Genomic DNA, 24,710 nt, shown 5'->3' on the forward strand with positions numbered 1-24,710 from the left:
CGGGTGCATCGGGACCCTTGGAGGGACGCGTGACTCGGATGTGGCCCGGGATCGATCCGGCGGGAGGCACCGATGCCCGGTAGCCGTACCGGGCGGCCGCCCGTGCAGCGGGCCGTCAAACGCCCCGCCGCCCCCCGTACGCGGAGCGAGAACCCGCTGCTCGGCCTGTACCTGCGCGCCCACCGCGCCTGGGACCGGCCGCTGACCGCCTACTACCTGATCCTCGGCGGCAGTCTGCTGATCACCGTGCTGGGGCTGGTGATGGTCTACTCGGCCTCCCAGATCACGGCGCTCCAGATGTCCCTGCCGGGCTCCTACTTCTTCCGCAAGCAGCTCCTGGCGGCCGTCATCGGCGCGGTGCTGCTGCTGGTCGCCTCGCGGATGCCGGTGAAGCTGCACCGGGCCCTCGCCTACCCGATCCTCGCCGGCGCCGTCTTCCTGATGGCCCTGGTCCAGGTGCCGGGGATAGGGATGTCGGTCAACGGCAACCAGAACTGGATCTCGCTCGGCGGCTCCTTCCAGATCCAGCCCAGCGAGTTCGGCAAGCTCGCCCTGGTGCTCTGGGGTGCCGACCTGCTCGCCCGCAAGCAGGACAGGAAGCTGCTGTCCCAGTGGAAGCACATGCTGGTGCCGCTGGTGCCGGCCGCCTTCATGCTGCTGGGGCTGATCATGCTCGGCGGCGACATGGGCACGGCGATCATCCTCACCGCGATCCTGTTCGGCCTTCTGTGGCTGGCGGGCGCGCCGACCCGGCTGTTCGTCGGCGTACTGTCGATCGCCGCGACCCTCGGTGTGATCCTCATCAAGACCAGCCCCAACCGGATGGCCCGCCTCCAGTGCATCGGCGCCACCGAGCCGAAGGCGGGCGTGGCCGACTGCTGGCAGGCGGTGCACGGAATCTACGCGCTGGCCTCCGGCGGACTCTTCGGTTCCGGGCTCGGCGCGAGTGTGGAAAAATGGGGCCAACTCCCTGAAGCACACACGGACTTCATCTTCGCCGTCACCGGTGAGGAACTGGGCCTGGCGGGGACGCTGTCGGTACTCGCCCTGTTCGCGGCTCTAGGCTATGCGGGTATCCGCGTGGCCGGACGCACGGAGGACCCCTTCGTGAGGTATGCCGCGGGAGGCGTGACCACCTGGATCACCGCTCAAGCTGTGATCAACATGGGTGCGGTGCTCGGTCTGCTGCCGATCGCCGGTGTCCCCCTCCCGCTGTTCTCCTACGGAGGGTCCGCCCTGCTGCCGACCATGTTCGCCATCGGACTGCTGATCGCCTTCGCGCGTGAGGATCCCGCTGCGCGGATGGCGCTTTCTATGCGGCAACCCCGCTTTGGTAGAAAGCGGGCCAGGGGCCCTGTGCGGGAGCCTCGGAGATGGAACACGATGCGACGGCGTGCCTCGGCGGCGCGCTCGTCCGGAGAGCGGTGAATTTCGGTGCATGTCGTACTCGCCGGTGGGGGGACCGCCGGCCACATCGAGCCCGCGCTCGCCCTCGCGGACGCCCTGCGCAGGCAGGACCCCACCGTGGGGATCACGGCCCTGGGCACGGAGCGCGGCCTGGAGACCCGGCTGGTACCGGAGCGGGGTTACGACCTCGCGCTGATCCCCGCGGTACCGCTGCCACGCAAGCCGACCCCCGAGCTGATCACCGTTCCGGGCCGGCTGCGGGGCACCATCAAGGCCGCCGAGCAGATCCTGGAGCGCACCAGGGCGGACGCCGTCGTCGGCTTCGGCGGATACGTGGCCCTGCCCGGCTATCTGGCCGCCAAGCGCCTCGGGGTGCCGATCATCATCCACGAGGCCAACGCCCGCCCCGGCCTGGCCAACAAGATCGGCTCGCGGTACGCGGCCCAGGTGGCCGTCTCCACGCCCGACAGCAAGCTGCGTGACGCCCGCTACATCGGCATCCCGCTGCGCCGCTCGATCGCCACCCTCGACCGGGCGGCCGTGCGCCCCGAGGCCCGCGCCGCCTTCGGGCTCGACCCGAACCTGCCGACGCTGCTGGTCTCCGGCGGCTCGCAGGGCGCCCGACGGCTCAACGAGGTCGTCCAGCAGGTCGCGCCGTACCTCCAGCAGGCCGGGATCCAGATCCTGCACGCGGTCGGCCCGAAGAACGAACTGCCGCAGGTGCACCAGATGCCGGGAATGCCCCCGTACATCCCGGTACCGTACGTGGACCGGATGGACCTCGCGTACGCCGCGGCCGACATGATGCTCTGCCGCGCGGGCGCGATGACCGTCGCCGAACTCTCCGCCGTCGGGCTCCCGGCCGCCTACGTCCCGCTGCCCATCGGCAACGGCGAACAGCGGTTGAACGCCCAGCCGGTGGTCAAGGCCGGTGGCGGACTCCTGGTCGACGACGCGGACCTGACGCCCGAGTGGGTGCAGCACAACGTGCTGCCCGTGCTCGCCGACCCGCACCGGCTGTACCAGATGTCCCGCTCCGCCAGTGAGTTCGGCCGCCGGGACGCCGACGACCTGCTCGTCGCCATGGTGTACGAGGCGATCGCCGCCAGCCGTGCACACCGGTAGGGACCGAGTTTCCGTGTAGGTGAAAGGCAGGGAGCGTGGCCGGATCGACGACCGCCGAGCGCGGTGAACGCCAGCAGGAGTCGTCCGGCCCGCCGCCCGCCCGGCGGGTCACACCTCCCCGGCTTCGTACGATCATCATTCTCGCGGTCGCGCTGGTGTTCCTCGGGTCGGGCACGTTCGGGGCGTTGTACGGCTCCGACTGGTTCCGCGTGGAAGGCGTAACGGTCTCCGGGACCAGGGTGCTGACGCCCGCGCAGGTGCGCGAGGCCGCCGACGTTCCGGTCGGGGACCCGTTGATTTCCGTCGACACCGACGCGATCGAGGCACGACTGCGCCGGAAATTGCCCCGAATTGACGTGGTTGACGTAGTGCGTTCCTGGCCCCATGGAATCAGGCTGAAAGTGACTGAGCGTACTCCGGTTCTGCTTGTCCAAAAGGGCGGAAACTTTGTCGAAGTGGACGACGGGGGTGTCCGTTTCGCCACGGTTTCCGAGGCCCCGAAAGGCGTACCCGCGCTGGAATTGACGCTGTCTCAGCCGGGTTCGCGCGCCGCGAGCCTGCGCCGGTTCGGCGAGAGCCGGCTGGTGCGGGAGGCGGTCCGGGTCGCCGGTGCCCTTCCGGCCGCCGTCGCGCACCGGACCCAGGCCGTCAAGGTGCTTTCCTACGACGACATCTCGCTGGAGTTGAGGGACGGCCGGACCGTGGCCTGGGGGAGCGGGGAGAAGGGGGCCACCAAGGCCCGTACGCTCACGGCTCTCATGAAAGCAGCTCCCGCCGCGCGGCACTTCGACGTCAGTGTTCCCACCGCGCCTGCGTCATCAGGGAGTTGACGCACATCAGCGCAGGCCAGCACCCTGGTTGGGCAGCGCTACGCCTGATCACATAGGGTGAAAAGAAAAACGGGAGGTTCGGCGTGTTCGTTGAACGCGCGCCACTTGTCGACTTAGTGTCCTGTTCAGAAGACTCCAGGGAACAGACACACTGGTAACCCTAAACTTCAACGTTAGGGTTCGGGTCGGCGATACGGACCGCCCCAATCGGCATCAGTCGTCGGACCGCGGCAAGGCCGCGAAGCGGCGACACGTAACTCGAGGCGAGAGGCCTTCGACGTGGCAGCACCGCAGAACTACCTCGCAGTCATCAAAGTCATCGGTGTCGGCGGCGGTGGTGTCAATGCCATCAACCGGATGATCGAGGTCGGTCTCAAGGGCGTCGAGTTCATCGCCATCAACACCGACGCGCAGGCGCTGTTGATGAGCGACGCCGACGTCAAGCTCGACGTCGGCCGCGAACTCACCCGCGGACTCGGCGCCGGAGCCAACCCGGCCGTGGGCCGCAAGGCCGCCGAGGACCACCGCGAGGAGATCGAGGAGGTCCTCAAGGGGGCCGACATGGTCTTCGTGACGGCCGGTGAAGGCGGCGGCACCGGCACCGGCGGCGCCCCCGTCGTGGCCAACATCGCACGCAACCTCGGCGCCCTCACCATCGGCGTGGTCACGCGTCCGTTCACCTTCGAGGGACGGCGCCGCGCCAACCAGGCCGAGGACGGCATCGCCGAACTCCGCGAAGAGGTCGACACCCTCATCGTCATCCCGAACGACCGGCTGCTGTCCATCTCGGACCGCCAGGTCTCGGTCCTGGACGCCTTCAAGTCGGCCGACCAGGTCCTGCTCTCCGGTGTTCAGGGCATCACCGACCTCATCACCACGCCCGGTCTGATCAACCTCGACTTCGCCGACGTCAAGTCGGTCATGTCCGAGGCCGGTTCGGCCCTCATGGGCATCGGCTCGGCCCGCGGCGACGACCGCGCGGTGGCCGCGGCCGAGATGGCGATCTCCTCGCCGCTCCTGGAGGCGTCCATCGACGGCGCCCGGGGCGTCCTGCTCTCCATCTCCGGCGGCTCCGACCTCGGTCTGTTCGAGATCAACGAGGCCGCCCAGCTGGTGAGCGAGGCCGCCCACCCCGAGGCCAACATCATCTTCGGCGCGGTCATCGACGACGCCCTCGGCGACGAGGTGCGGGTCACCGTGATCGCGGCCGGCTTCGACGGCGGCCAGCCGCCGGCCCGGCGGGACACCGTCCTCGGCTCGTCCTCGTCCTCGGCCCGCCGCGAGGAGCCCACTCCGGCGCGGCCGTCGGAGAGCCGCCCGTCGTTCGGCTCGCTCGGCAGCGTCACGCCGAAGGAGGACCTGGAGCCGGCGCCCGAGCCGGTGGCCGACATCCCGGTCGCCCCGCCGGTCCCGCCGTCGCGCGCCTACTCTGACAGCGCGGCCGAGGAGCTGGACGTGCCGGACTTCCTGAAGTGATAAGACAGCGCGAGACCGTGAGCGGCGCGCACTTCGCCTTCACCGACAGGTGGGGCGGGGTGAGCGCCGCTCCGTATGAGGAGCTCAACCTCGGGGGCGCGGTCGGTGACGACCCCGAGGCCGTACGGACCAATCGTGAACTGGCCGCCAAGTCCCTGGGGCTCGACCCCGCCGAGGTGGTCTGGATGAACCAGGTGCACGGGGCGGACGTGGCCGTGGTGGACGGCCCTTGGGGTGCCGCTTCGGCCGTCGCCCCGGTCGACGCGGTCGTCACCGCCCGGCCCGGACTCGCGCTCGCCGTCCTCACCGCGGACTGCACTCCCGTTCTGCTCGCCGATCCGGTCGCCCAGGTCGCCGCCGCGGCTCACGCAGGCCGGCCCGGCATGGTCGCCGGGGTCGTCCCGGCCGCCGTACGGGCCATGGTCAAACTCGGCGCCGACCCGTCCAGGATCGTCGCCCGCACCGGACCCGCCGTCTGCGGGCGGTGCTACGAAGTGCCGGAGGCCATGCGCGCCGAGGTGGCCGCCGTGGAACCGGCCGCACACGCCGAGACGAGCTGGTCGACGCCCGCGGTCGACGTGACCGCCGGGGTGCACGCCCAGCTCGAACGGCTCGGAGTGCGAAACCGGGAGAAGTCGCCGGTGTGCACACGCGAGTCGGGCGACCACTTCTCGTACCGTCGCGATCGCACCACGGGGCGACTCGCGGGATATGTCTGGTTGGGCTGAAGGGGCATGACGGACCGTAAGGACGAACTCGCCGCAAACCTGGCGAAAGTCGAGGAGCGCATCGCAGCCGCCTGTGCGGCCGCCGGGCGCAGCCGCGAGGAAGTCACGCTGATCGTGGTCACCAAGACCCACCCGGCGGACGATGTGCGCATGCTGTCGGAACTCGGCGTCCGGCACGTGGCGGAGAACCGGGACCAGGACGCGGCGCCGAAAGCCGCCGAATGCGCGGATCTGCCCCTTGTCTGGCACTTCGTCGGTCAACTGCAGACCAACAAGGTGCGCTCCGTGGTCGGTTACGCGGACTTCGTGCAGTCCGTCGATCGTTCCAAGCTCGTCACAACTCTGTCCAGGGAGGCGGAGCGGACCGGGCGCGAAGTGGGCTGCCTGATCCAGGTGGCGCTCGACGCGGGCGCGAGCGGAAGGGGCGAGCGGGGAGGCGTGGGTCCTGACGGCGTCGCGGAGTTGGCCGGCCTCGTGGCCGACGCGCCGGGGTTGCGACTTGACGGGCTGATGACCGTCGCTCCGCTCACCGGGGAGTACGCGGGGCGCGAACAGGCGGCGTTCGGGCGGTTGATGGATTTGTCGACCGACCTGCGCCGAGCGCATCCGGCTGCGAACATGGTCTCCGCAGGGATGAGTGCGGACCTCGAACAGGCCGTGGCGGCCGGAGCGACACATGTACGCGTCGGCACCGCGGTACTCGGAGTACGCCCCAGGCTCCGGTAACGTCGCCAGGAAGTCGGACCACAGCAGAAAATATGGTCATTACCGCAGGACAGCGGGCATAACGACCTCGTGGATCGCGGGCACTTGGCAGTCGTCAGCCGATCCACCACAGAGCGGAGGACTCAGAGAATGGCCGGCGCGATGCGCAAGATGGCGGTCTACCTCGGCCTCGTGGAGGACGATGGGTACGACGGCCGCGGTTTCGACCCCGACGACGACTTCGAACCCGAGCTGGACCCGGAGCCCGAGCGGGACCGGCGACGGCACGAGCTGTCACATCAGCCGCTCGGTTCACACCAGTCCCATCAGGCACATCAGCCTGAAAGGGACGAATCAGTACGAGTGGTGCAGGCCCCGGCACCGCGCGACCCGCTGCCCCGTTCCGCTTCGCTAGGCGCGGAATCCGGGCGTCCGGCGCGCATCGCGCCCGTGGCATCCATCACACAAGAACGCGCAAGCCTGGAGAAGAACGCACCGGTGATCATGCCCAAGGTCGTGTCCGAACGAGAGCCTTACCGGATCACCACACTCCACCCCCGGACCTACAACGAGGCCCGTACCATCGGGGAACACTTCCGTGAGGGCACCCCGGTGATCATGAATCTGACTGAGATGGATGACACAGACGCGAAGCGACTTGTCGACTTTGCGGCCGGTTTGGTGTTTGGTCTTCACGGCAGCATCGAGCGGGTGACGCAGAAGGTGTTCCTGTTGTCGCCTGCTAACGTCGATGTCACGGCGGAGGACAAGGCCCGTATCGCAGAGGGCGGGTTCTTCAACCAGAGCTGAGACGCACGACCGGAAATGGCAGTACAAGTAGTACCCAGTAGCACGGAACAGGGGAGAGGGAAGCACAGGTAATGAGCGTGGTTCTGGATGTCATCTACATCGCGCTGATGTGCTTCCTCATCGTGCTGATCTTCCGGTTGGTCATGGACTACGTCTTCCAGTTCGCCCGCTCGTGGCAACCCGGCAAGGCGATGGTGGTCGTTCTGGAGGCCACCTACACTGTCACTGATCCACCGCTCAAGCTTCTGCGGCGGGTCATCCCGCCGTTGCGTCTCGGGGGCGTGGCGCTCGACCTGTCCTTCTTCGTCCTGATGATCATCGTCTACATCATGATCACCGTCGTGGGGAACCTCGCGAGGTGACTGTGGACGATACGGTCTTGCCGACTGCCGATGACTACGTTGAGGTGAAGAGATGCCGTTGACCCCCGAGGACGTGCGGAACAAGCAGTTCACGACCGTCCGCCTCCGAGAAGGCTATGACGAGGACGAGGTCGATGCCTTCCTCGATGAGGTCGAAGCCGAACTGACGCGCCTGCTCCGCGAGAACGAGGACCTGCGCGCCAAGCTGGCCGCGGCCACGCGCGCTGCTGCTCAGAACCAGCAGAACATGCGCAAGCCTCCGGAACAGCCACAGGATCAGCAACAGCAGGGTATGCAGCAGCAAGGTATGCCTCAGCAGGGCATGCCTCAGCAGGGCATGCGCGGTCCCGGCGGACCGGTGCCTGCCGGCATATCTGGCCCGCCGCAGCAGCAGATGGGTGGCCCCATGGGTGGCCCGCCCCAGCTGCCGAGCGGTGCACCGCAGCTGCCTGCAGGCCCCAGCGGTGGCCAGGGCGGCCCGCAGGGTCCCGGTCCGATGGGCCAGGGTCCGATGGGTCAGGGTCCGATGGGCGGTCAGCCGCCCATGCAGCAGCAGATGGGCGGCCCGATGGGCGGTCCCATGGGTGGCCCGATGGGCGGCCCCGGTCAGGGCCCCGGTGGCGACAGCGCCGCCCGTGTCCTCTCGCTGGCCCAGCAGACCGCCGACCAGGCGATCGCCGAGGCCCGTTCCGAGGCCAACAAGATCGTCGGCGAGGCGCGTTCGCGTGCCGAGGGTCTCGAGCGTGACGCCCGTGCCAAGGCCGACGCCCTGGAGCGGGACGCGCAGGAGAAGCACCGCGTCGCGATGGGCTCCCTGGAGTCCGCCCGCGCCACGCTGGAGCGCAAGGTCGAGGACCTGCGCGGCTTCGAGCGCGAGTACCGCACGCGTCTGAAGTCCTACCTGGAGTCGCAGCTGCGTCAGCTGGAGACCCAGGCGGACGACTCGCTGGCCCCGCCGCGTACCCCGGCGACCGCGTCGCTGCCGCCGTCCCCGGCGCCTTCCATGGCCCCGGCCGGTGCGAGCGCCCCGTCATACGGCGGCAACCAGGGCATGGGCGGTGGCCCGGCTCCGGCCCCGCCGTCCTACGGCGGCCAGCAGCAGATGTCCCCGGCGATGACCCAGCCGATGGCGCCGGTACGGCCGCAGGGCCCGTCGCCGATGGGGCAGGCTCCCTCGCCGATGCGCGGTTTCCTCATCGACGAGGACGACAACTGACGGCCAGTAGTACGCCTTAGGCGTCGGCAGCGTTCAAAGGGCGGGACCCCGGATTTCGATCCGGGGTCCCGCCCTTTTTACGCGCGTTGGGGGTGGTGTCGGTGGCGGGCGGTTCGAGGGCCGACGTGAGTGATGAGAGCCGTCCTGACCGCCGGGCGGTTTCACGGGCCGCGCTCGGGGACGCGAGCGCAGGGCCCGGCCCCCCCCGAGAGGGGAGACCGGGCCCTGGGGGGTGCGGTCTACGCCTTGCGAAGGCGGAACGTCAGGGACAGGCCCTCGTCCGTGAACGGGGCGCCGTAGGCGTCGTCCGCCTCGCCCTGGGCGAAGTCCGTGCCGAGGACCTCGTCCGCGATGAGCTCGGCGTGCTCGCCGAGCGCCGCGACGACCGCCGGGTCCGTGGACGACCAGCGCAGGGCGATGCGGTCGGCCACGTCGAGGCCGCTGTTCTTGCGGGCCTCCTGGATCAGGCGGATCGCGTCACGGGCCAGGCCCGCCCGACGCAGCTCCTCGGTGATCTCCAGGTCCAGGGCGACCGTCGCGCCCGAGTCGGACGCCACCGACCAGCCCTCGCGCGGGGTCTCCGTGATGATGACCTCGTCCGGGGCGAGGGTGATCGTCTCGCCGTCGACCTCCACCGACGCCGTGCCCTCGCGCAGCGCCAGGGACAGGGCGGCGGCGTCCGCGTTCGCGACGGCCTTCGCCACGTCCTGGACCCGCTTGCCGAACCGCTTGCCGAGCGCACGGAAGTTGGCCTTCGCCGTGGTGTCGACCAGCGAGCCGCCCACCTCGGACAGCGACGCCAGCGACTCGACGTTCAGCTCCTCCGTGATCTGCGCGTGCAGCTCCCGGTCGAGCGCGTCGAAGCCCGTCGCCGCGACCAGCGCGCGCCTCAGCGGCTGACGCGTCTTCACACCCGACTCCGCGCGCGTGGCACGGCCCAGCTCCACCAGGCGGCGGACCAGGACCATCTGCTTCGACAGCTCCGGGTCGATGGCGGACAGGTCCGGCTGCGGCCAGGAGGTCAGGTGCACCGACTCCGGCGCGCCGGGCGTGACGGGCACGACCAGGTCCTGCCAGACCCGCTCGGTGATGAACGGGGTCAGCGGGGCCATCAGCTGGGTGACGGTCTCGACGACCTCGTGCAGGGTGCGCAGTGCCGCCTTGTCGCCCTGCCAGAAGCGGCGACGGGAGCGGCGGACGTACCAGTTGGACAGGTCGTCGACGAACGCCGAGAGCAGCTTGCCGGCGCGCTGGGTGTCGTAGGCCTCCAGAGACTGCGTCACCTGGTCGGTGAGCGCGTGGAGCTCGGACAGCAGCCAGCGGTCCAGGACGGGACGGTCGGCCGGGGCCGGGTCGGCCTCGGACGGCGCCCATCCGGAGGTACGGGCGTACAGGGCCTGGAAGGCGACCGTGTTCCAGTACGTGAGGAGCGTCTTGCGGACGACTTCCTGGATGGTGCCGTGGCCCACGCGGCGGGCCGCCCACGGGGAGCCGCCGGCCGCCATGAACCAGCGGACCGCGTCGGCGCCGTGCTGGTCCATCAGCGGGATGGGCTCCAGGGTGTTGCCCAGGTGCTTGGACATCTTGCGGCCGTCCTCGGCGAGGATGTGGCCGAGGCAGACCACGTTCTCGTACGACGACTTGTCGAAGACCAGGGTGCCGACCGCCATCAGCGTGTAGAACCAGCCGCGGGTCTGGTCGATGGCCTCGCTGATGAACTGCGCCGGGTAGCGGGACTCGAACAGTTCCTTGTTCTTGTGCGGGTAGCCCCACTGCGCGAACGGCATCGAACCCGAGTCGTACCAGGCGTCGATGACCTCCGGCACGCGCGTGGCCGTCTTCTGGCACTGCGGGCAGTCGAAGGTGACGTCGTCGATGAACGGGCGGTGCGGGTCCAGGCCGGACTGGTCCGTGCCCGTCAGCTCGGTCAGTTCCGCGCGGGAGCCGGCGACCGTGAGGTGGTCGTCCTCGCAGCGCCAGATCGGCAGCGGGGTGCCCCAGTAGCGGTTGCGGGACAGCGCCCAGTCGATGTTGTTGTTCAGCCAGTCGCCGTACCGGCCGTGCTTGACGGTGTCCGGGAACCAGTTGGTGTTCTCGTTCTCCTGGAGGAGGCGGTCCTTGACGGCCGTGGTGCGGATGTACCAGGACGGCTGCGCGTAGTAGAGGAGCGCGGTGTGGCAGCGCCAGCAGTGCGGGTAGCTGTGCTCGTACGGGATGTGCTGGAACAGGAGGCCGCGCTGCTGGAGGTCCTCGGTGAGCTTTTCGTCCGCCTTCTTGAAGAAGACGCCGCCGACGAGGGGGACGTCCTCCTCGAAGGTGCCGTCGGGGCGGACGGGGTTCACCACCGGCAGGCCGTAGGAGCGGCAGACCTTGAGGTCGTCCTCACCGAAGGCGGGGGACTGGTGGACCAGACCGGTACCGTCCTCGGTCGTGACGTACTCGGCGTTCACCACGAAGTGGGCGGGCTCCGGGAACGCGACCAGCTCGAAGGGCCGTTGATAGGCCCAGCGCTCCATCTCGGCGCCGGTGAAGGTCTGTCCGGTGGTCTCCCAGCCCTCGCCGAGGGCCTTGCCGACGAGCGGTTCGGCGACGACGAGCTGCTCCTCGCCGTTCGTCGCGACCACGTAGGTGACCTCGGGGTGCGCGGCGACCGCCGTGTTGGAGACGAGGGTCCAGGGGGTCGTCGTCCACACCAGGAGCGCGGCCTCGCCGGCGAGCGGACCGGAGGTCAGCGGGAAGCGGACGAACACCGAGGGGTCCACGACCGTCTCGTAGCCCTGGGCCAGCTCGTGGTCGGACAGGCCGGTGCCGCAGCGCGGGCACCACGGCGCGACGCGGTGGTCCTGGACCAGCAGGCCCTTGTTGAAGATCTCCTTGAGCGACCACCAGACCGACTCGATGTACTCGGGGTTCATCGTGACGTAGGCGTTGTCGAGGTCCGTCCAGTAACCCATGCGGGTCGTCAGGTCGGAGAAGGCGTCGGTGTGACGCAGCACGGACTCGCGGCACCTGGCGTTGAACTCGGCGATGCCGTACGCCTCGATGTCCTTCTTGCCGCTGAAGCCGAGCTCCTTCTCGACCGCGAGCTCGACCGGGAGGCCGTGGCAGTCCCAGCCGGCCTTGCGGGCCACGTGGTAGCCGCGCATGGTGCGGAAGCGGGGGAAGACGTCCTTGAAGACGCGGGCCTCGATGTGGTGGGCGCCCGGCATGCCGTTGGCGGTGGGCGGGCCCTCGTAGAACACCCACTCGGGGCGGCCCTCGGACTGCTCCAGGGTCTTGGCGAAGATCTTCTGCTCGCGCCAGAAGTCGAGCACCGCGTGCTCGAGCGCGGGCAGGTCGACCTGGGCGGGCACCTGGCGGTACGTCGGCGTTGTCATCAGCGAGCTTCCTCCGGCGGACTTTCTGCCTTCCGTCCGGAGGGACGAGAGCTGTGTCATTCCCTGCGCCGCCGTCGGCGCGCTCCCGCGGTACCACCCTCCTTGGCCCTCCGGTGCGCAGTGCACGCCGGTGAGCCCCCTCATTGGGGTCGCGAAGCCGGCTCTACTTGCCCTCGCGGGCGTTCTTCCGGCGGCTCCGGGGTGATCTTCACGTCGCGCTCGCCCCCGGGCTTCCACCGTCCCCGGGTCGCTCTGGGCTGCGTACGCCGCTACTCGTCCCCATCCAAGCTTTTCGCTGCGCCCAGTGTACGGCGCCGTGAGGACGGCGGCCGACCGGTTTTCCGGCGGCGGGGGACGGGGGCCCGGCGGGGACCGGGATGACCCGAATGGCGACGTGCGTGTGTTCGCATCCCGGGACGCCCGGCCGGGCGGATTACCCGGCGGGGAGCTGGGCACAACGCATGCAGGTTTGCCGCGCTGTATCCGCGAGGCGGGCGAAATGGGCGGTGCGCCCCGTTGCCGCGGGCCTGAAGTCGATTTATCGTCCCAGCACGATTCGCGTGCAAGATCACGATATGTGAAGGGGCCGCGGCCATGGTGGCGAAGAAGACCGCCGTACAGCAGTCGGCGTCCGGGTCCACCGGTGCCTCCGGCGGTACGGCCAAGGACGTAGGTGGGAAGAAGAGCACGCAGGGGGGCACGGCGAAGAAGGCGACCGCCAAGAAGGCGGCGCCGAGGAAGGTCACCGCGAAGAGGGTCACGGCCGAGAAGGCCGCGGCCAAGAAGGCCGTCGCGGCCGAGGCGGCGGCTTCCAGGACCGCGGTGGCGGCGGAGACGGAGAGACCGGGGGGCAAGGCGGCGGGCGGAGCAAAGGCGGCGGCCGGGGAGACCGTGGCCAAGAAGGCGTCCGCCCGGAAGACGGTGACCAGGAAGGCGGCGGGCGCCAAGGCGACGGGGGCGGACGGGGTGGACGGGGCGGGCGCCAAGGCGGCGTCCGCGAAGAAGGCCACCGCCGCCCACGAGGCCACCGCCCACCAGGCCACCGCTCACAAGGCCGCCCGGAAGGAATCCTCCTCGAAGAGCGCCCCCGCTGAGAGCGCCGCCACGAAGCGCACGTCCACGAAGGGCGCGGCCAGGACGGCTGCGGCCAAGAAGAGCACAGCCAAGAAGAGCACGTCCAAGAAGGCGGGCGCGGCGCAGGCCGCGGAGCAGACGGGAGCCACGACAGTGGTTGCGAAGAAGACTCCTGGCACGGCCACGGCGGCGCAGACCGCCGTTCCCAAGGCACGGCTCGCCGCGGCGGAGCCCGGCGAGCTCGCGGTGCGCCCCGGCGAGGACCCCTGGACGCCGGAAGAGGTGACGGAGGCCCGCTCCGAGCTGTCGTCCGAGGCGACGCGGCTGCGCGACGAGATCACCTCGTCCGAGCGGTCCCTGGCGGGTCTGATGCGGGACTCCGGGGACGGCGCGGGCGACGACCAGGCGGACACCGGCACCAAGAACATCACGCGCGAGAGCGAGATGGCCCTGGCGGCCAACGCGCGCGAGATGCTCCTCCAGACCGAGCGCGCCCTGGAAAGGCTCGAGGCGGGCACCTACGGCCTGTGCGAGAACTGCGGCAACCCCATCGGCAAGGCCCGCATGCAGGCCTTCCCGCGGGCCACGCTGTGCGTGGAGTGCAAGCAGAAGCAGGAACGCCGGTACTGATCACGTGGGCGCCGGGGGGCGTGACGTACCCTCGTCCTCAGTCAGGTACCTAGGTTGAGGGACTCACGTGGCAGAGGCGGAGCGCATCATCGGTACGCCGGATATCCCAGGGGCGGCGGGAGGCGGGCCGGAGCAGTCCGGCGCGCACGCCGAGGACGTCGGGAAGCCGGCGTCGGGCGAGCCGGCGTCGGGCGAGCCGGCGTCGGGCGAGCCGTCCCCCGCGGACGCGCCGGAGGTCCCGGCTGCGGCGGAGCGGCCCCGGGGCAGGCGGCGGATCGCCGTGCTGTTCGCCGTCGCGACCGTCGCGTACGCCCTCGACCTGATCAGCAAGCTGATCGTGGTCGCCAAGCTGGAGCACCACGCGCCGATCGAGATCATCGGGGACTGGCTGAAGTTCGAGGCCATCCGCAACGCGGGCGCGGCCTTCGGCTTCGGCGAGGCCTTCACCGTGATCTTCACGGTGATCGCGGCGTCCGTGATCGTGGTCATCGCCCGGCTCGCCCGCAAGCTGTACAGCCTGCCCTGGGCGATCGCGCTCGGACTGCTGCTCGGCGGCGCGCTCGGCAACCTCACCGACCGGATCTTCCGTTCGCCGGGCGTGTTCGAGGGCGCGGTCGTCGACTTCATCGCGCCCAAGCACTTCGCCGTCTTCAACCTCGCCGACTCGGCGATCGTGTGCGGCGGCATCCTGATCGTGCTGCTGTCCTTCAAGGGCCTCGACCCGGACGGCACCGTCCACAAGGACTGAGGGCCCCGGACTCTCGTACGAGAGTGTCGGCCCCGTCCGGCATACTCGACGGGTGAGCACGATTCCCGAGATCCGAAACCTGCCCGTGCCCGACGGCCTGGAGGGCGAGCGCGTCGACGCCGCCATCTCCCGCATGTTCGGCTTCTCCCGTACGAAGGCGGCCGAGCTCGCCGCCGCGGGGAAGGTCACGGTCGACGGGTCGGTGGTCGGGAAGTCCGAGAGGGTGCACGGCGGGGCCTGGCTGGAGGTCGAGATGCCGCAGGCGCCCGCGCCGGTGCAGATCGTCGCCGAGCCGGTCGAGGGCATGGAGATCGTGCACGACGACGATGACGTGGTCGTGATCGTCAAGCCGGTCGGCGTCGCCGCGCACCCCAGCCCCGGCTGGAGTGGCCCGACCGTGATCGGCGGCCTCGCCGCCGCCGGGTACCGCATCTCGACCTCGGGCGCCGCCGAGCGCCAGGGCATCGTGCACCGCCTGGACGTGGGCACCTCCGGCCTGATGGTGGTGGCGAAGTCGGAGTACGCGTACACGTCGCTCAAGCGCCAGTTCAAGGAGCGCACGGTCGACAAGCGGTACCACACGCTCGTCCAGGGACACCCGGACCCGACCAGCGGCACCATCGACGCGCCCATCGGCCGCCACCCGAACCACGACTACAAGTGGGCGGTCACGGCTGAGGGCAAGCCGTCCGTCACGCACTACGACCTCATCGAGGCGTTCCGCGCCGCCTCCCTCCTCGACGTGAAGCTGGAGACGGGCCGCACCCACCAGATCCGCGTTCACATGGCCGCCCACCGCCACCCCTGCGTGGGCGACCTGACGTACGGCGCCGACCCCACGCTCGCCAAGCGGCTCCGGCTGACCCGGCAGTGGCTGCACGCCGTCCGGCTGGGCTTCGAGCACCCCGGGGACGGGCAGTGGGTGGAGTTCGAGTGCGGCTACCCGGACGATCTGCAGCAGGCCCTGGACCAGGTTCGCGAGGAGACCTACGCGTGAGCGTGTCGTACGTCGTCCGGGTCGCCGATGACCTCGCCGACCGTGAGGCGTGCTTCGCGGTGCGCAAGGAGGTCTTCGTCGGCGAGCAGGGGGTTCCCGCGGAGATCGAGTACGACGCGTACGACGCCGATGCCGTGCACGTGCTGGCGGTGCGGGAGGACGGGACGCCGCTCGGGACCGGACGGCTGCTGTACGGCGAGGCGGCCGCGGCCAAGACCGACGGCGACCCGGCGGTCGGCGCGCTGGGGCGGCTCGCGGTGACGCAGGACGCACGGGGGCTCGGCGTCGGGGCCGCGCTCGTACGGGCGGTCGAGGACGCCGCACGCGCGCGGGGGCTCCAGGCCGTGGATCTCCACGCGCAGACACACGCGCTGGGCTTCTACGAGCGGCTGGGGTACGTGGCCTACGGGCCGGAGTTCCCGGACGCGGGGATCGCGCACCGGGCGATGCGGCGCCCGCTCTGACCTCGGTTCCCACCGCGGAGCCGGACGGCGGATGGTGCTGGTGGTGACGGGGGCGTGGCACGCTTGAGGCCTGTCGTGTGATGCCGAGACGCCCCCGGAGCGCTGACCGTGGATCAGTTGGCCCTGCTGTTCATGCTGTTGCTCGGGGCTGTGGTGAGCGTCCCGGTCGGGGACCGGCTTGGGCTGCCGGCGCCGGTGTTGATGACCCTGCTCGGGATCGTCCTCGCGCTGCTCGAGTTCGTGCCGAACGTGAACGTCCCGCCGGACCTCATCCTGCCCCTGCTGTTGCCGCCGCTGCTCTACGCGGCCGTGCGGCGGACGTCCTGGCGCCAGTTCGCCGCCAACGTCCGGCCGATCCTGCTGCTGGCCGTGGCGCTGGTGTTCGTCACCACCGTGTGCGTGGCCGCCGTGGCCCACGCGATCGTGCCGGGGCTGCCGATCGCCGCCGCCATCGCGCTGGGGGCGTTGGTCGCGCCGCCCGACCCGGTCGCCGCGACCGCCGTGGCCGGCCAACTGGGGCTGCCGCGGCGGCTGGTGTCCATCCTGGAGGGCGAGGGGCTCTTCAACGACGTGACGGCCATCGTGCTGTACCACGTGGCGATCGCCGCGGCCGTGAGCGGCACCTTCTCGCCGTGGAAGGCGGGGCTGGACCTCGTCCTGTCCGCGGTGGTGGCGGTGATCGCCGGTATCGCGCTCGGATGGGGCGCCAACCGGCTGATGGACCTGCTCGGGGACCCGACCCTGCAGATCGGGCTGACGCTGCTGGTGCCGTTCGCCTCGTACGTGCTGGCCGAGGAGTTCCACGGGTCCGGTGTGCTCGCCGTGCTCACCACCGCGCTGTTCCTCGCCGAGTACGCCACCGACCCCGACGACGTGATGACACGGCTCGCCGGGCACACCTTCTGGGACATCGTCGACACACTGGTCACCGGGGTCGCGTTCGGGCTGATCGGGCTGGAGCTGCACAACGCGATCCGTACGGCGTCCGGGCGGTGGGGCGAGATGCTCGGGTGGGCGGCGGCGGTCGTGGGGGTCGTCGTACTGGTGCGGTTGGCGTGGTTGCTGCCGGCCACCTGGCTGACCAAGCGGCTGCACGCCAGGCGGGACCACGACGAGGACATCCCCACGAGCTGGCGGGAGACCGTCGTCATGTGGTGGTCGGGGATGCGGGGCGTGGCGTCGGTAGCGCTGGTGCTGGCGATTCCCCTGGAGACCGACGACGGTTCGGCCTTTCCCGACCGGGACGAGATGGTGTTCATCGCGTTCGGGGTGATCATGGCGACGCTGGTGCTTCAGGGGCTGACGCTGCCGTGGCTGGTGAAGCGGCTGGGGGTACAGGCCGACACCGACCGGGAGAAGGAGTTCGAGAAGGCGCTGGCCGTGCGGGCGGCCAAGGCGGCGAAGACGCGGCTCAGGGAGATCGAGGCGGCGGAGGAGCTGCCGGAGGAGCTGTCCGAGCAGATGGTGCGGCGGGCGCACGACATCGGGGTGCGGATCAGTCCGGACATCGACGATGACGAGCGGCGGGAAGCGCATGAGCAGCGGGTGCGGAGGCTGAAGCGGGTGCGGCGCATCCAGGGGGAGATGCTGAGCGCGGCCCGGCACGAGGTGATGGCGGCGCGGAGTGAGCCGGGGGCGGATCCCGAGGTGGTGGATCGGGTGCTGCGGCATCTTGATGTGCGTAGTTTGCGGTGAGCTGTGAGCTGTGAGCTGTGAGCTGTGAGCTGTGAACAGCGAGCTGTGAGCTGTGAGCTGTGAGCTGTGAGCGGTGAGCGGTGGGCTGTGGGCTGTGGGCTGTGAGCGGTGGGCTGTGAGCTGTCAGCGGTGGGCTGTGAGTCGGGTGCGGCTGGGTGGGGGTGCTGCGGGGGTGGCGCGCCGTCGGCGGCTGTGCGTCGTGGAGGGGAATGCGCGCGGCCCGGCCGCTGACCGTCGGGGCGGTCGAGGGCCGGGCCGGGCGCGGGCTGGGTCAGTTGGCTCCTCGGGGTGACTCGTGGGCGCTTCGGGCGGCCACGCCGTCGCGGGCCACGTCGTCGCGGGGCGCCCGGTCGTGGGGGATGTGGCCGTTGCTGCGGCTCGGCGGCAGGGCCGCGTCCGCCGTGTTGACCCGGGGCAGGGCGTACGGATGGTAGGTGGCCAGCCAGTTGATCATCTGCTCGCGGACCGTGACGCGCACCGTCCAGATGTCGTCGGCGTCCTTGGCGGTGACCAGGGCGCGCACCTGCATGGTGTTCGGGGTGGTGTCGGTGACGTCCAGGCCGTAGGCACGGCCGTCCCAGGCGGGGCACTCGCGCAGGATGTCGCGGAGCTTGTCGCGCATCGCCTCCACCGGCGCCCCGTGGTCGACGTGCCAGAAGACGATCCCGGTCATCTGGGGCGTGCCCCGCGACCAGTTCTCGAAGGGCTTGGACGTGAAGTACGACACAGGCATGGTGATCCGGCGCTCGTCCCAGGTCCGTACGGTCAGGAAGGTCAGTGTGATCTCCTCGACCGTGCCCCACTCGCCGTCCACCACGACGGTGTCGCCGATGCGCACCATGTCACCGAAGGCGATCTGCAGACCCGCGAACATGTTGCTCAGCGTGGACTGGGCGGCGACACCGGCGACGATGCCGAGGATTCCGGCCGAGGCCAGCAGCGAGGCGCCCGCCGCGCGGAACGCGGGGAACGTCAGCAGCATGGTGGCCGCGGCCACCACCCCGACGACCGCCGAGACCACCCGCATGATCAGCGTCACCTGGGTGCGGACGCGCCGGACCCGGGCCGGGTCGCGGTGGGCGCGTGCGTAGCGGCTGTAGGACGTCTCCACCACCGCGGCGGCGATGCGGATCACCAGCCACGCGGCGGCCCCGATGAGGACCAGGGTGAGCGTCCTGCCGATGCCGGAGCTGTGCTGCCGCAGCAGTTGCGCCTCGTCGAACGAACCTCTCAGCATGGCCGCGCAGAGCACGAGCTGGTAGGGGATGCGGCCACGGCGAAGCAGACCCCACATGGGGGTCTCGTGATGCCGGGCGTCGGCCTTGCGCAGCAGCAGGTCGGTGGCCCAGCCGATGAGCAGCGTGAGCGCGACCGACCCGCCGACCACGATCAGTGGGCGGAGTAGGTTCTCCATGACCACGAACGTAACCGGCCTCGGGGACTCATGAACATGTGACTTCGCGCTCAGGGTGGGTACGGCGCGGGCGCGATGCCGTGACCTGCGTTGTCGTACCCGGCTGGCACCATGGGCCTCATGAACATCGTGCTCTTTCACTCGACCTTCGGCCTGAGGCCCGCGGTGCGCGCGGCGGCGGACCGGCTGCGCGCCGCCGGGCACGAGGTGTGGACGCCCGACCTCTACGAGGGGCGTACGTTCGATTCGGTCGAGGAGGGCTTGGCCTTCCAGGACGAGATCGGCAAGGACGAGTTGCTCAAGCGGGCCGTGCTGGCCGCCGCGCCCTACTCGGAGCGGGGACTGGTCTACGCCGGGTTCTCGCTCGGCGCGTCCATCGCCCAGACCCTCGCGCTCGGCGACGAGAGGGCCCGCGGGCTGCTGCTCCTGCACGGCACCTCGGACATCGCGCCGAACGCGACCGTGGACGACCTGCCCGTCCAGCTGCACGTCGCCGAGCCGGACGCCTTCGAGACCGACGACTGGCTGAGCGCCTGGTATCTCCAGATGGGCCGCACGGGTGCGGACGTGGAGGTGTACAGATACGCCGGGGCCGGCCACCTGTACACCGACCCGGACCTGCCCGACTACGACGAGGAGGCCGCCGAGGCCACCTGGCGGGTGGCGCTCGGCTTCCTCGACTCGCTGTAGGTGGGGCGCCTAGACCGGGTCGTAGGCGCGTTCCACCTTCTGCGTCCCGGTCCGCGTGCGGTACGAACGGGCCCAGGAGGAGGTCGCGTTCGGCTGCGTGCGGTCGGACAGGACGTAGTAGTCCATCTGCGCCCGGTCGGCGGTGATGTCCAGGACGCCGTAGCCGTGACGGTCGGTGTCGACCCAGTGGACGTGCCGGTTGGCGGCCCTGATGATCGGGGCGGCGACCGCGGAGACCGTGCCCTGGGGGACCTTCACGATGTCGTCGAGGTTGTCGGAGGTGACCGAGGTGACCACGAACTCCGTGGCGGCGGACGGGGACAGCGGGTACGTCCCGGCGTTCACCGGCACGTCGTTGGCCCACGCCATGTGGATGTCGCCGGTCAGGAAGACGGTGTTGCGGATCGCGTTCGAGCGCAGGTGGGCCAGCAGTTCGCGGCGGTCGTCGGTGTAGCCGTCCCACTGGTCGGTGTTGAGGGCGAGGCCCTCCTTCGGCAGGCCAAGCAGCTCGGCGAGCGGCTTGAGCAGGTCGGCGGTGAGGGAGCCGATCGCGAACGGCGAGATCATCACCGAGTTGCCTATCAGCCGCCAGGCGGTGTCGGACGCCTTCAGCCCGGCCTTCAGCCAGTCGAGCTGGGCGCGGCCGGTGAGCGTGCGGTCCGGGTCGTCGACCGAGCCGTTGCCCACGGAGACCTGCTGCGAGCGGTAGGAGCGCAGGTCCAGGAGCGAGAGGTCGACGAGCTTGCCGAAGCGCAGCCGCCGGTAGGTGGTGCCCGCGATCGCCGTGCGCACCGGCATCCACTCGAAGTAGGCCTGCTTGGCGGCTGCCTGACGCGCGACCCAGGCGCCCTCGGCTCCCTCGGTGTGGTTCTCGGCGCCGCCCGACCAGGCGTCGTTGGCGAACTCGTGGTCGTCCCAGATGGCGACGACGGGCGCCACCGCGTGCAGCGCCTGGAGGTCGGGGTCGGTCTTGTAACGCCCGTGCCGGACGCGGTAGTCGGCGAGGGAGATGATCTCGTGGGTGGGCGCGTGCTGTCGTACGACGGTGTCGCGCGTCCCGTACTCGCCGGTGCCGTACTCGTAGATGTAGTCGCCCAGGTGCAGCCAGGCGTCCAGGTCGCCGCGGGCCGCGAGATGGCGGTACGAGGAGAAGTAGCCGGCCTCCCAGTTGGCGCAGGAGACCACGCCGAAGCGCAGGCCCGCGACGGCCGCGTCGGTGGCGGGGGCGGTGCGGGTGCGGGCGACGGGGGAGTCGGTGCCCCCGGCGGAGAAGCGGAACCAGTAGTCGGTGGCGGGTGCCAGGCCGCGCACGTCCGCCTTGACGGTGTGGTCGGAGGCGGCGGTCGCGGTGACGGTCCCCTTGGCGACGATGTTCGTCAGCGCCTTGTCGCGGGCCACCACCCAGTCGACCGGGGTGTCCGGGCCGAGTCCGGAGCCGGGGGTCGCCGCCGCGGTGGGCGTCACCCGGGTCCACAGCAGGACGCCGTCGGGGAGCGGATCGCCGGAGGCGACGCCGTGCAGGAAGGAGGGGGCGTCCTCGGCGGCCCGGGCGGGCAGGGCGGCGGCCAGCGGGCCGGCCAGGACGGCGGTGGCGGCCGCGGCCTTGACGACCGTACGGCGGCGCGGGGAAAGGGAGTTGCCGCTCGCAGAGGGCGAGGAGGCGCTTTTCGGCGTGGAGTTGGCGCTCTCGGGTGATCTGTATCGACTGGTCACGGACGATCAGATTACTGACCAGTACGACAAAAGAGCGGGCGAACTCGGAAAGTTCGCCCGCTCTTTTGCTGACGGTCGGTTCAGGAACGGCTCAGGCCTTCAGGGCCGCCTCGATCGCCTTGTTGAAATCGGCGACCGTCATCGGCGCGTTCTCGCCGTCGGAGCCGGTCAGCGTCTTGCCGTCCATCTTCAGGGTCGGGGTGCCCTTCACGCCGCTGTCGTCGAACTTCGCCGACATGTCCAGCGCCCACTTGTCGAAGGTGCCGTTCTTCACGGCGTTCTGGAACTTCGTGTTGCCCTTCAGGGCGGGGACGGTGTCGGCCACCTTGATCAGGTAGGAGTCGTCCTTGAACTTGTCGTCGGACTCCTCCGGGTGCCACTTCGCCGAGTACAGCGCCGTCTTGTACGCGAGGAACGCCTTGGAGTCGACGTTGAGCGCCGCGCCCAGCGCGCTGAGCGCGTTCTTGGAGCCCTCGCCGCCCAGGCCGTTGTCGAGGAAGGTCGCTCCGACGTACTGGACCTTGTACTTGCCGTCCTCGACGCCCTTGTCCAGGGTCGCGCCGACGGTCTGCTCGAACTGGGCGCAGACCGGGCAGCGCGGGTCCTCGTACATGACGAGGGTCTTCTTGGCGCTGCTCTCGCCGATGACGACGGTGGTGCCGTTCGTGCCCGTGGTGTTGGCCGGCTTGACGAGCTTGTCGTCCTTCGCGGCCTCCCAGTAGCCGGGCTTGTTGCCCTGGACGACCGCGTAGCCGATGCCGCCGGCTATCGCCAGCACGCCGACCACGGAGCCGGCGACGATGAGCTGCCGCTTGACCTTGGCGCGCTTGGCCTGACGCTCGCGCTCCACGCGCAGCCGCTCACGGGCGGCCGTCTTCGCGGCCTGGCTGTTCCGCTTGCTCATGGTTGATCTCCGTAAAGGGGACGCGCACACGTCGTGTGCGGGGATACGTAAGGGGGACTGTGGTACTCAGGCGGAAGCGGCCGAGCACGGCGGTCCACGCCGTCCCAAGGAGTGCACGAGGAGCCGCTCGCGCGCGGTGGTGGTGCGGGGGCCGGGGCGCCGCGGGCGGCGAACGGAGGGCGCCGGCCGTACCGTCACCGCCGCGACCGCCAGCAGCAGGGGCCGGAAGGTGGTCGCGGTCACGGCCCGCAGCAGCTGGGCCAGCGCACGCTCGCCCCGGCGCAGCCAGGCGGCGGCGAGAAGACCGACCCCGACGTGCGCGCCGAGCAGCAGCCAGGCGGTCGCCGGGTCGGCGTGGGCGAGCAGCCCGCCGAGCCGCTCGGTGTCGGTGCCGGTCATCCGGGCCAGCGGGGCGCCCACGCTGGTGCCGCCGCCGCACAGCACGTCGAAGCCGACGGAGCGCAGCGGGCCCGCGACCGGGCCACCGGCGGCGCCGTAGCAGACGTGCTGGCCGGTGGTGAACACCGTGTCGGCGGCCAGCTCCAGCGGGATCAGCAGGGCGGCGATCCGGCCGAAGCCGCGCTCGCGGCCGGCCAGCGCGTAGGCGATCACGAACACGGCGGCGGTGACCACCGCCACCGTGTTCAGCGGCAGCGGGGCCCGGGACAGCAGAACGTGCGACGCGGTGCTGAGCGTCACGACGACAGCCGTGAACAGCGCCGCGCGTACGGCTCTGAGCTGGGTCCCGGATATGTCCATGGCGGAGGAGAGTCTGTCACGTAGGCCTGTAAGGGACCCCTAAAGGGTCCCTGTGTGCGGCCGTTCCGTCACAGACCCGGAATCCGGCCGTTGCGGAAGAGGTCCACGAAGATCTGGTGGTCGGCACGCGCGCGTGCGCCGTAGCCGTGCGCGAAGTCCACCAGGAGGTCCGCGAAGCCGTCCTCGTCGGCGGCGATCGCCGCGTCGATGGCCCGCTCGGTGGAGAACGGCACCAGGGACTCGCCGGACTGGTCGTCCGCCGCCCCGTGCATGGTGGCGGTGGCCCGGCCCAGGTCGGCGACGACCGCCGCGATCTCCTCGGGGTCGTCGAGGTCGCTCCAGTCGAGGTCCACGGCGTACGGCGAGACCTCGGCCACCAGCTGGCCCGAGCCGTCCAGCTCGGTCCAGCCCAGCCACGGGTCGGCGTGTGCCTGGAGCGCGCGCTGGGAGATCACCGTGCGGTGGCCCTCGTGCTGGAAGTAGTCACGGATCGCCGGATCGGTGATGTGCCGGGAGACGGCCGGGGTCTGGGCCTGCTTGATGTAGATCACGACGTCGTTCTCCAGGGCGTCGCTGTGCCCCTCCAGCAGGATGTTGTACGACGGCAGACCGGCCGAGCCGATGCCGATGCCGCGGCGGCCGACGACGTCCTTCACGCGGTACGAGTCGGGGCGGGCCAGTGAGGAGTCCGGCAGCGTCTCCAGATAGCCGTCGAAGGCGGCGAGGACCTTGTACCGCGTGGCCGCGTCCAGCTCGATGGAGCCGCCGCCCGGGGCGAAGCGGCGCTCGAAGTCACGGATCTCCGTCATCGAGTCGAGCAGGCCGAAGCGGGTGAGGGAGCGGGCGACACGCAGCGCGCCCAGCAGCGGGCCGTCGGCCGTGTCCAGGGTGAAGGGCGGCACCTCGTCGCGCTTGGCGCCGGCGGCCAGGGCGTGGATCCGCTCGCGGTACGCGTCCGCGTACACCTGCACCAGCTCGGTGATCTGGTCGTCACCGAGCGCCTTCGCGTACCCGAGGAGGGCGATCGAGGCGGAGAAGCGCTTGAGGTCCCAGGTGAAGGGGCCGACGTACGCCTCGTCGAAGTCGTTGACGTTGAAGATCAGCCGGCCCTGGGAGTCCATGTACGTGCCGAAGTTCTCCGCGTGCAGGTCGCCGTGGATCCACACGCGCGAGGTGCGCTCGTCCAGGTACGGGCCGCCCCGCTGCGACCCGAAGCCGTTGTTCGCGGTCAGGTCGTGGTAGAAGAGGCAGGCCGTGCCGCGGTAGAACGCGAACGCCGAGGCCGCCATCTTCCGGAACTTCACGCGGAACGCGGCCGGGTCGGCGGCCAGGAGCTGGCCGAAGGCGGTGTCGAAGACGGCGAGGATCTCCTCGCCGCGGTGCTCGTCGTTGAGCTGCGGAACCGACATCGCTGGGTGCCTCCTGGGACAGGTGGTGCGTGACGTGTGGTGCGGACGGGTCGGCTTCCCCCGGACGGCCGTCCGCCTTCTTGCAACGTCCGAAGGTACGCGGGAGTGCCCGTCGGGTGTCAGTCCCGAGGCATAGACTTCGACGCTGTCCCCCAGACTGATCGCAGCCTGCCGGAC

The 24,710-nt window shown here is 70.4% G+C and carries 21 protein-coding genes; 15 read left to right on the forward strand and 6 right to left on the reverse strand.

Going from position 1 to position 24,710, the window contains the following annotated elements; translation table 11 throughout:
- Window positions 1-72: 72 nt before the first annotated feature.
- From ftsW to AQJ84_RS28000, 9 genes are all read left to right on the forward strand, one after another.
- Entirely contained in the window at window positions 73-1,428 is a 1,356-nt protein-coding gene (gene ftsW / locus AQJ84_RS27960; protein ID WP_030039390.1) for a putative lipid II flippase FtsW, read from the forward strand.
- Window positions 1,429-1,434: 6 nt separating this feature from the next.
- The gene (murG, locus tag AQJ84_RS27965) at window positions 1,435-2,532 is read left to right on the forward strand and encodes an undecaprenyldiphospho-muramoylpentapeptide beta-N-acetylglucosaminyltransferase (protein ID WP_030039392.1); all 1,098 of its coding nucleotides are present in this window, start codon (window positions 1,435-1,437) and stop codon (window positions 2,530-2,532) included.
- 35 nt (window positions 2,533-2,567) lie between these two features.
- The gene (locus tag AQJ84_RS27970) at window positions 2,568-3,362 is read left to right on the forward strand and encodes a cell division protein FtsQ/DivIB (RefSeq protein ID WP_030039393.1); all 795 of its coding nucleotides are present in this window, start codon (window positions 2,568-2,570) and stop codon (window positions 3,360-3,362) included.
- 279 nt (window positions 3,363-3,641) lie between these two features.
- Window positions 3,642-4,838 (forward strand): cell division protein FtsZ, encoded by a 1,197-nt coding sequence (gene ftsZ, locus AQJ84_RS27975; RefSeq protein ID WP_053191234.1) that lies wholly within the window; start codon window positions 3,642-3,644, stop codon window positions 4,836-4,838.
- A complete protein-coding gene (pgeF, locus tag AQJ84_RS27980; RefSeq protein WP_030039395.1) occupies window positions 4,835-5,566 on the forward strand; it encodes a peptidoglycan editing factor PgeF in 732 nt (243 codons plus the stop codon). Before ftsZ ends, pgeF begins: the two co-directional genes overlap by 4 nt.
- Before the next feature lie 6 nt (window positions 5,567-5,572).
- A complete protein-coding gene (locus AQJ84_RS27985; protein WP_030039396.1) occupies window positions 5,573-6,292 on the forward strand; it encodes a YggS family pyridoxal phosphate-dependent enzyme in 720 nt (239 codons plus the stop codon).
- A 129-nt stretch (window positions 6,293-6,421) separates the two neighbouring features.
- Complete coding sequence (locus AQJ84_RS27990; protein WP_030039397.1) at window positions 6,422-7,081, forward strand: cell division protein SepF; 660 nt, start codon at window positions 6,422-6,424, stop codon at window positions 7,079-7,081.
- A gap of 71 nt (window positions 7,082-7,152) precedes the next feature.
- Window positions 7,153-7,443, forward strand: a complete 291-nt coding sequence (locus tag AQJ84_RS27995) for a YggT family protein (RefSeq protein ID WP_053191236.1) — start codon at window positions 7,153-7,155, stop codon at window positions 7,441-7,443.
- A gap of 52 nt (window positions 7,444-7,495) precedes the next feature.
- Entirely contained in the window at window positions 7,496-8,659 is a 1,164-nt protein-coding gene (locus tag AQJ84_RS28000; RefSeq protein WP_059198879.1) for a DivIVA domain-containing protein, read from the forward strand.
- Between the two features lie 239 nt (window positions 8,660-8,898).
- On the opposite strand, the gene ileS is transcribed toward AQJ84_RS28000, so the two are convergent.
- Window positions 8,899-12,036, reverse strand: a complete 3,138-nt coding sequence (gene ileS, locus AQJ84_RS28005; RefSeq protein WP_030039399.1) for an isoleucine--tRNA ligase — start codon at window positions 12,034-12,036, stop codon at window positions 8,899-8,901.
- Between the two features lie 594 nt (window positions 12,037-12,630).
- Between ileS and AQJ84_RS28010 the strand changes: the two genes are divergently transcribed.
- The 5 genes from AQJ84_RS28010 (at window position 12,631) to AQJ84_RS28030 (ending at window position 17,644) form a co-directional block, all read left to right on the forward strand.
- Entirely contained in the window at window positions 12,631-13,740 is a 1,110-nt protein-coding gene (locus AQJ84_RS28010; protein WP_053191238.1) for a TraR/DksA family transcriptional regulator, read from the forward strand.
- Between the two features lie 67 nt (window positions 13,741-13,807).
- Entirely contained in the window at window positions 13,808-14,488 is a 681-nt protein-coding gene (lspA, locus tag AQJ84_RS28015; RefSeq protein ID WP_030039402.1) for a signal peptidase II, read from the forward strand.
- Window positions 14,489-14,540: 52 nt separating this feature from the next.
- Window positions 14,541-15,485, forward strand: coding sequence for an RluA family pseudouridine synthase (locus AQJ84_RS28020; protein WP_030039403.1), 945 nt, complete (start codon window positions 14,541-14,543; stop codon window positions 15,483-15,485).
- Window positions 15,482-15,949, forward strand: a complete 468-nt coding sequence (locus tag AQJ84_RS28025) for a GNAT family N-acetyltransferase (protein WP_030039404.1) — start codon at window positions 15,482-15,484, stop codon at window positions 15,947-15,949. Before AQJ84_RS28020 ends, AQJ84_RS28025 begins: the two co-directional genes overlap by 4 nt.
- 108 nt (window positions 15,950-16,057) lie before the next feature.
- Window positions 16,058-17,644 carry a Na+/H+ antiporter gene (locus AQJ84_RS28030; RefSeq protein ID WP_030039405.1) on the forward strand — a complete coding sequence of 529 codons (1,587 nt, stop codon included), beginning with the start codon at window positions 16,058-16,060 and terminating at the stop codon, window positions 17,642-17,644.
- A 271-nt stretch (window positions 17,645-17,915) separates the two neighbouring features.
- Here the strand turns inward: AQJ84_RS28030 and AQJ84_RS28035 are convergent, their stop codons facing one another.
- Window positions 17,916-19,058 (reverse strand): mechanosensitive ion channel family protein, encoded by a 1,143-nt coding sequence (locus AQJ84_RS28035; protein ID WP_053191240.1) that lies wholly within the window; start codon window positions 19,056-19,058, stop codon window positions 17,916-17,918.
- A 120-nt stretch (window positions 19,059-19,178) separates the two neighbouring features.
- On the opposite strand from AQJ84_RS28035, the gene AQJ84_RS28040 reads away from it, so the two are divergent.
- Complete coding sequence (locus tag AQJ84_RS28040; protein ID WP_030039407.1) at window positions 19,179-19,748, forward strand: dienelactone hydrolase family protein; 570 nt, start codon at window positions 19,179-19,181, stop codon at window positions 19,746-19,748.
- Between the two features lie 9 nt (window positions 19,749-19,757).
- Here AQJ84_RS28040 and AQJ84_RS28045 read toward each other — a convergent pair whose 3' ends face one another.
- The 4 genes from AQJ84_RS28045 to AQJ84_RS28060 all read right to left on the reverse strand — a co-directional run bounded on the left by AQJ84_RS28045 (window position 19,758) and on the right by AQJ84_RS28060 (window position 24,533).
- Window positions 19,758-21,461 (reverse strand): alkaline phosphatase D family protein, encoded by a 1,704-nt coding sequence (locus tag AQJ84_RS28045; RefSeq protein WP_030039408.1) that lies wholly within the window; start codon window positions 21,459-21,461, stop codon window positions 19,758-19,760.
- A 91-nt stretch (window positions 21,462-21,552) separates the two neighbouring features.
- The gene (locus tag AQJ84_RS28050) at window positions 21,553-22,365 is read right to left on the reverse strand and encodes a thioredoxin domain-containing protein (RefSeq protein ID WP_030039409.1); all 813 of its coding nucleotides are present in this window, start codon (window positions 22,363-22,365) and stop codon (window positions 21,553-21,555) included.
- Window positions 22,366-22,431: 66 nt separating this feature from the next.
- Window positions 22,432-23,124: a hypothetical protein gene (locus AQJ84_RS28055; RefSeq protein WP_030039410.1), complete on the reverse strand. Its 693-nt coding sequence runs from the start codon at window positions 23,122-23,124 to the stop codon at window positions 22,432-22,434.
- 68 nt (window positions 23,125-23,192) lie between these two features.
- Complete coding sequence (locus tag AQJ84_RS28060) at window positions 23,193-24,533, reverse strand: DUF2252 domain-containing protein (RefSeq protein WP_053191242.1); 1,341 nt, start codon at window positions 24,531-24,533, stop codon at window positions 23,193-23,195.
- Window positions 24,534-24,710 lie beyond the last annotated feature (177 nt).

Source organism: Streptomyces resistomycificus, assembly GCF_001514265.1.
Classification (GTDB): domain Bacteria; phylum Actinomycetota; class Actinomycetes; order Streptomycetales; family Streptomycetaceae; genus Streptomyces; species Streptomyces resistomycificus.

Coding starts and splice junctions, on each gene's coding strand:
- ftsW (WP_030039390.1), top strand. CDS start 73: ATGCCCGGTAGCCGTACCGGGCGGCCGCCCGTGCAGCGGGCCGTCAAA.
- AQJ84_RS27985 (WP_030039396.1), top strand. CDS start 5,573: ATGACGGACCGTAAGGACGAACTCGCCGCAAACCTGGCGAAAGTCGAG.
- AQJ84_RS27990 (WP_030039397.1), top strand. CDS start 6,422: ATGGCCGGCGCGATGCGCAAGATGGCGGTCTACCTCGGCCTCGTGGAG.
- AQJ84_RS27995 (WP_053191236.1), top strand. CDS start 7,153: ATGAGCGTGGTTCTGGATGTCATCTACATCGCGCTGATGTGCTTCCTC.
- AQJ84_RS28000 (WP_059198879.1), top strand. CDS start 7,496: ATGCCGTTGACCCCCGAGGACGTGCGGAACAAGCAGTTCACGACCGTC.
- ileS (WP_030039399.1), bottom strand. CDS start 12,036: ATGACAACGCCGACGTACCGCCAGGTGCCCGCCCAGGTCGACCTGCCC.
- AQJ84_RS28010 (WP_053191238.1), top strand. CDS start 12,631: ATGGTGGCGAAGAAGACCGCCGTACAGCAGTCGGCGTCCGGGTCCACC.
- AQJ84_RS28035 (WP_053191240.1), bottom strand. CDS start 19,058: ATGGAGAACCTACTCCGCCCACTGATCGTGGTCGGCGGGTCGGTCGCG.
- AQJ84_RS28040 (WP_030039407.1), top strand. CDS start 19,179: ATGAACATCGTGCTCTTTCACTCGACCTTCGGCCTGAGGCCCGCGGTG.
- AQJ84_RS28050 (WP_030039409.1), bottom strand. CDS start 22,365: ATGAGCAAGCGGAACAGCCAGGCCGCGAAGACGGCCGCCCGTGAGCGG.
- AQJ84_RS28055 (WP_030039410.1), bottom strand. CDS start 23,124: ATGGACATATCCGGGACCCAGCTCAGAGCCGTACGCGCGGCGCTGTTC.
- AQJ84_RS28060 (WP_053191242.1), bottom strand. CDS start 24,533: ATGTCGGTTCCGCAGCTCAACGACGAGCACCGCGGCGAGGAGATCCTC.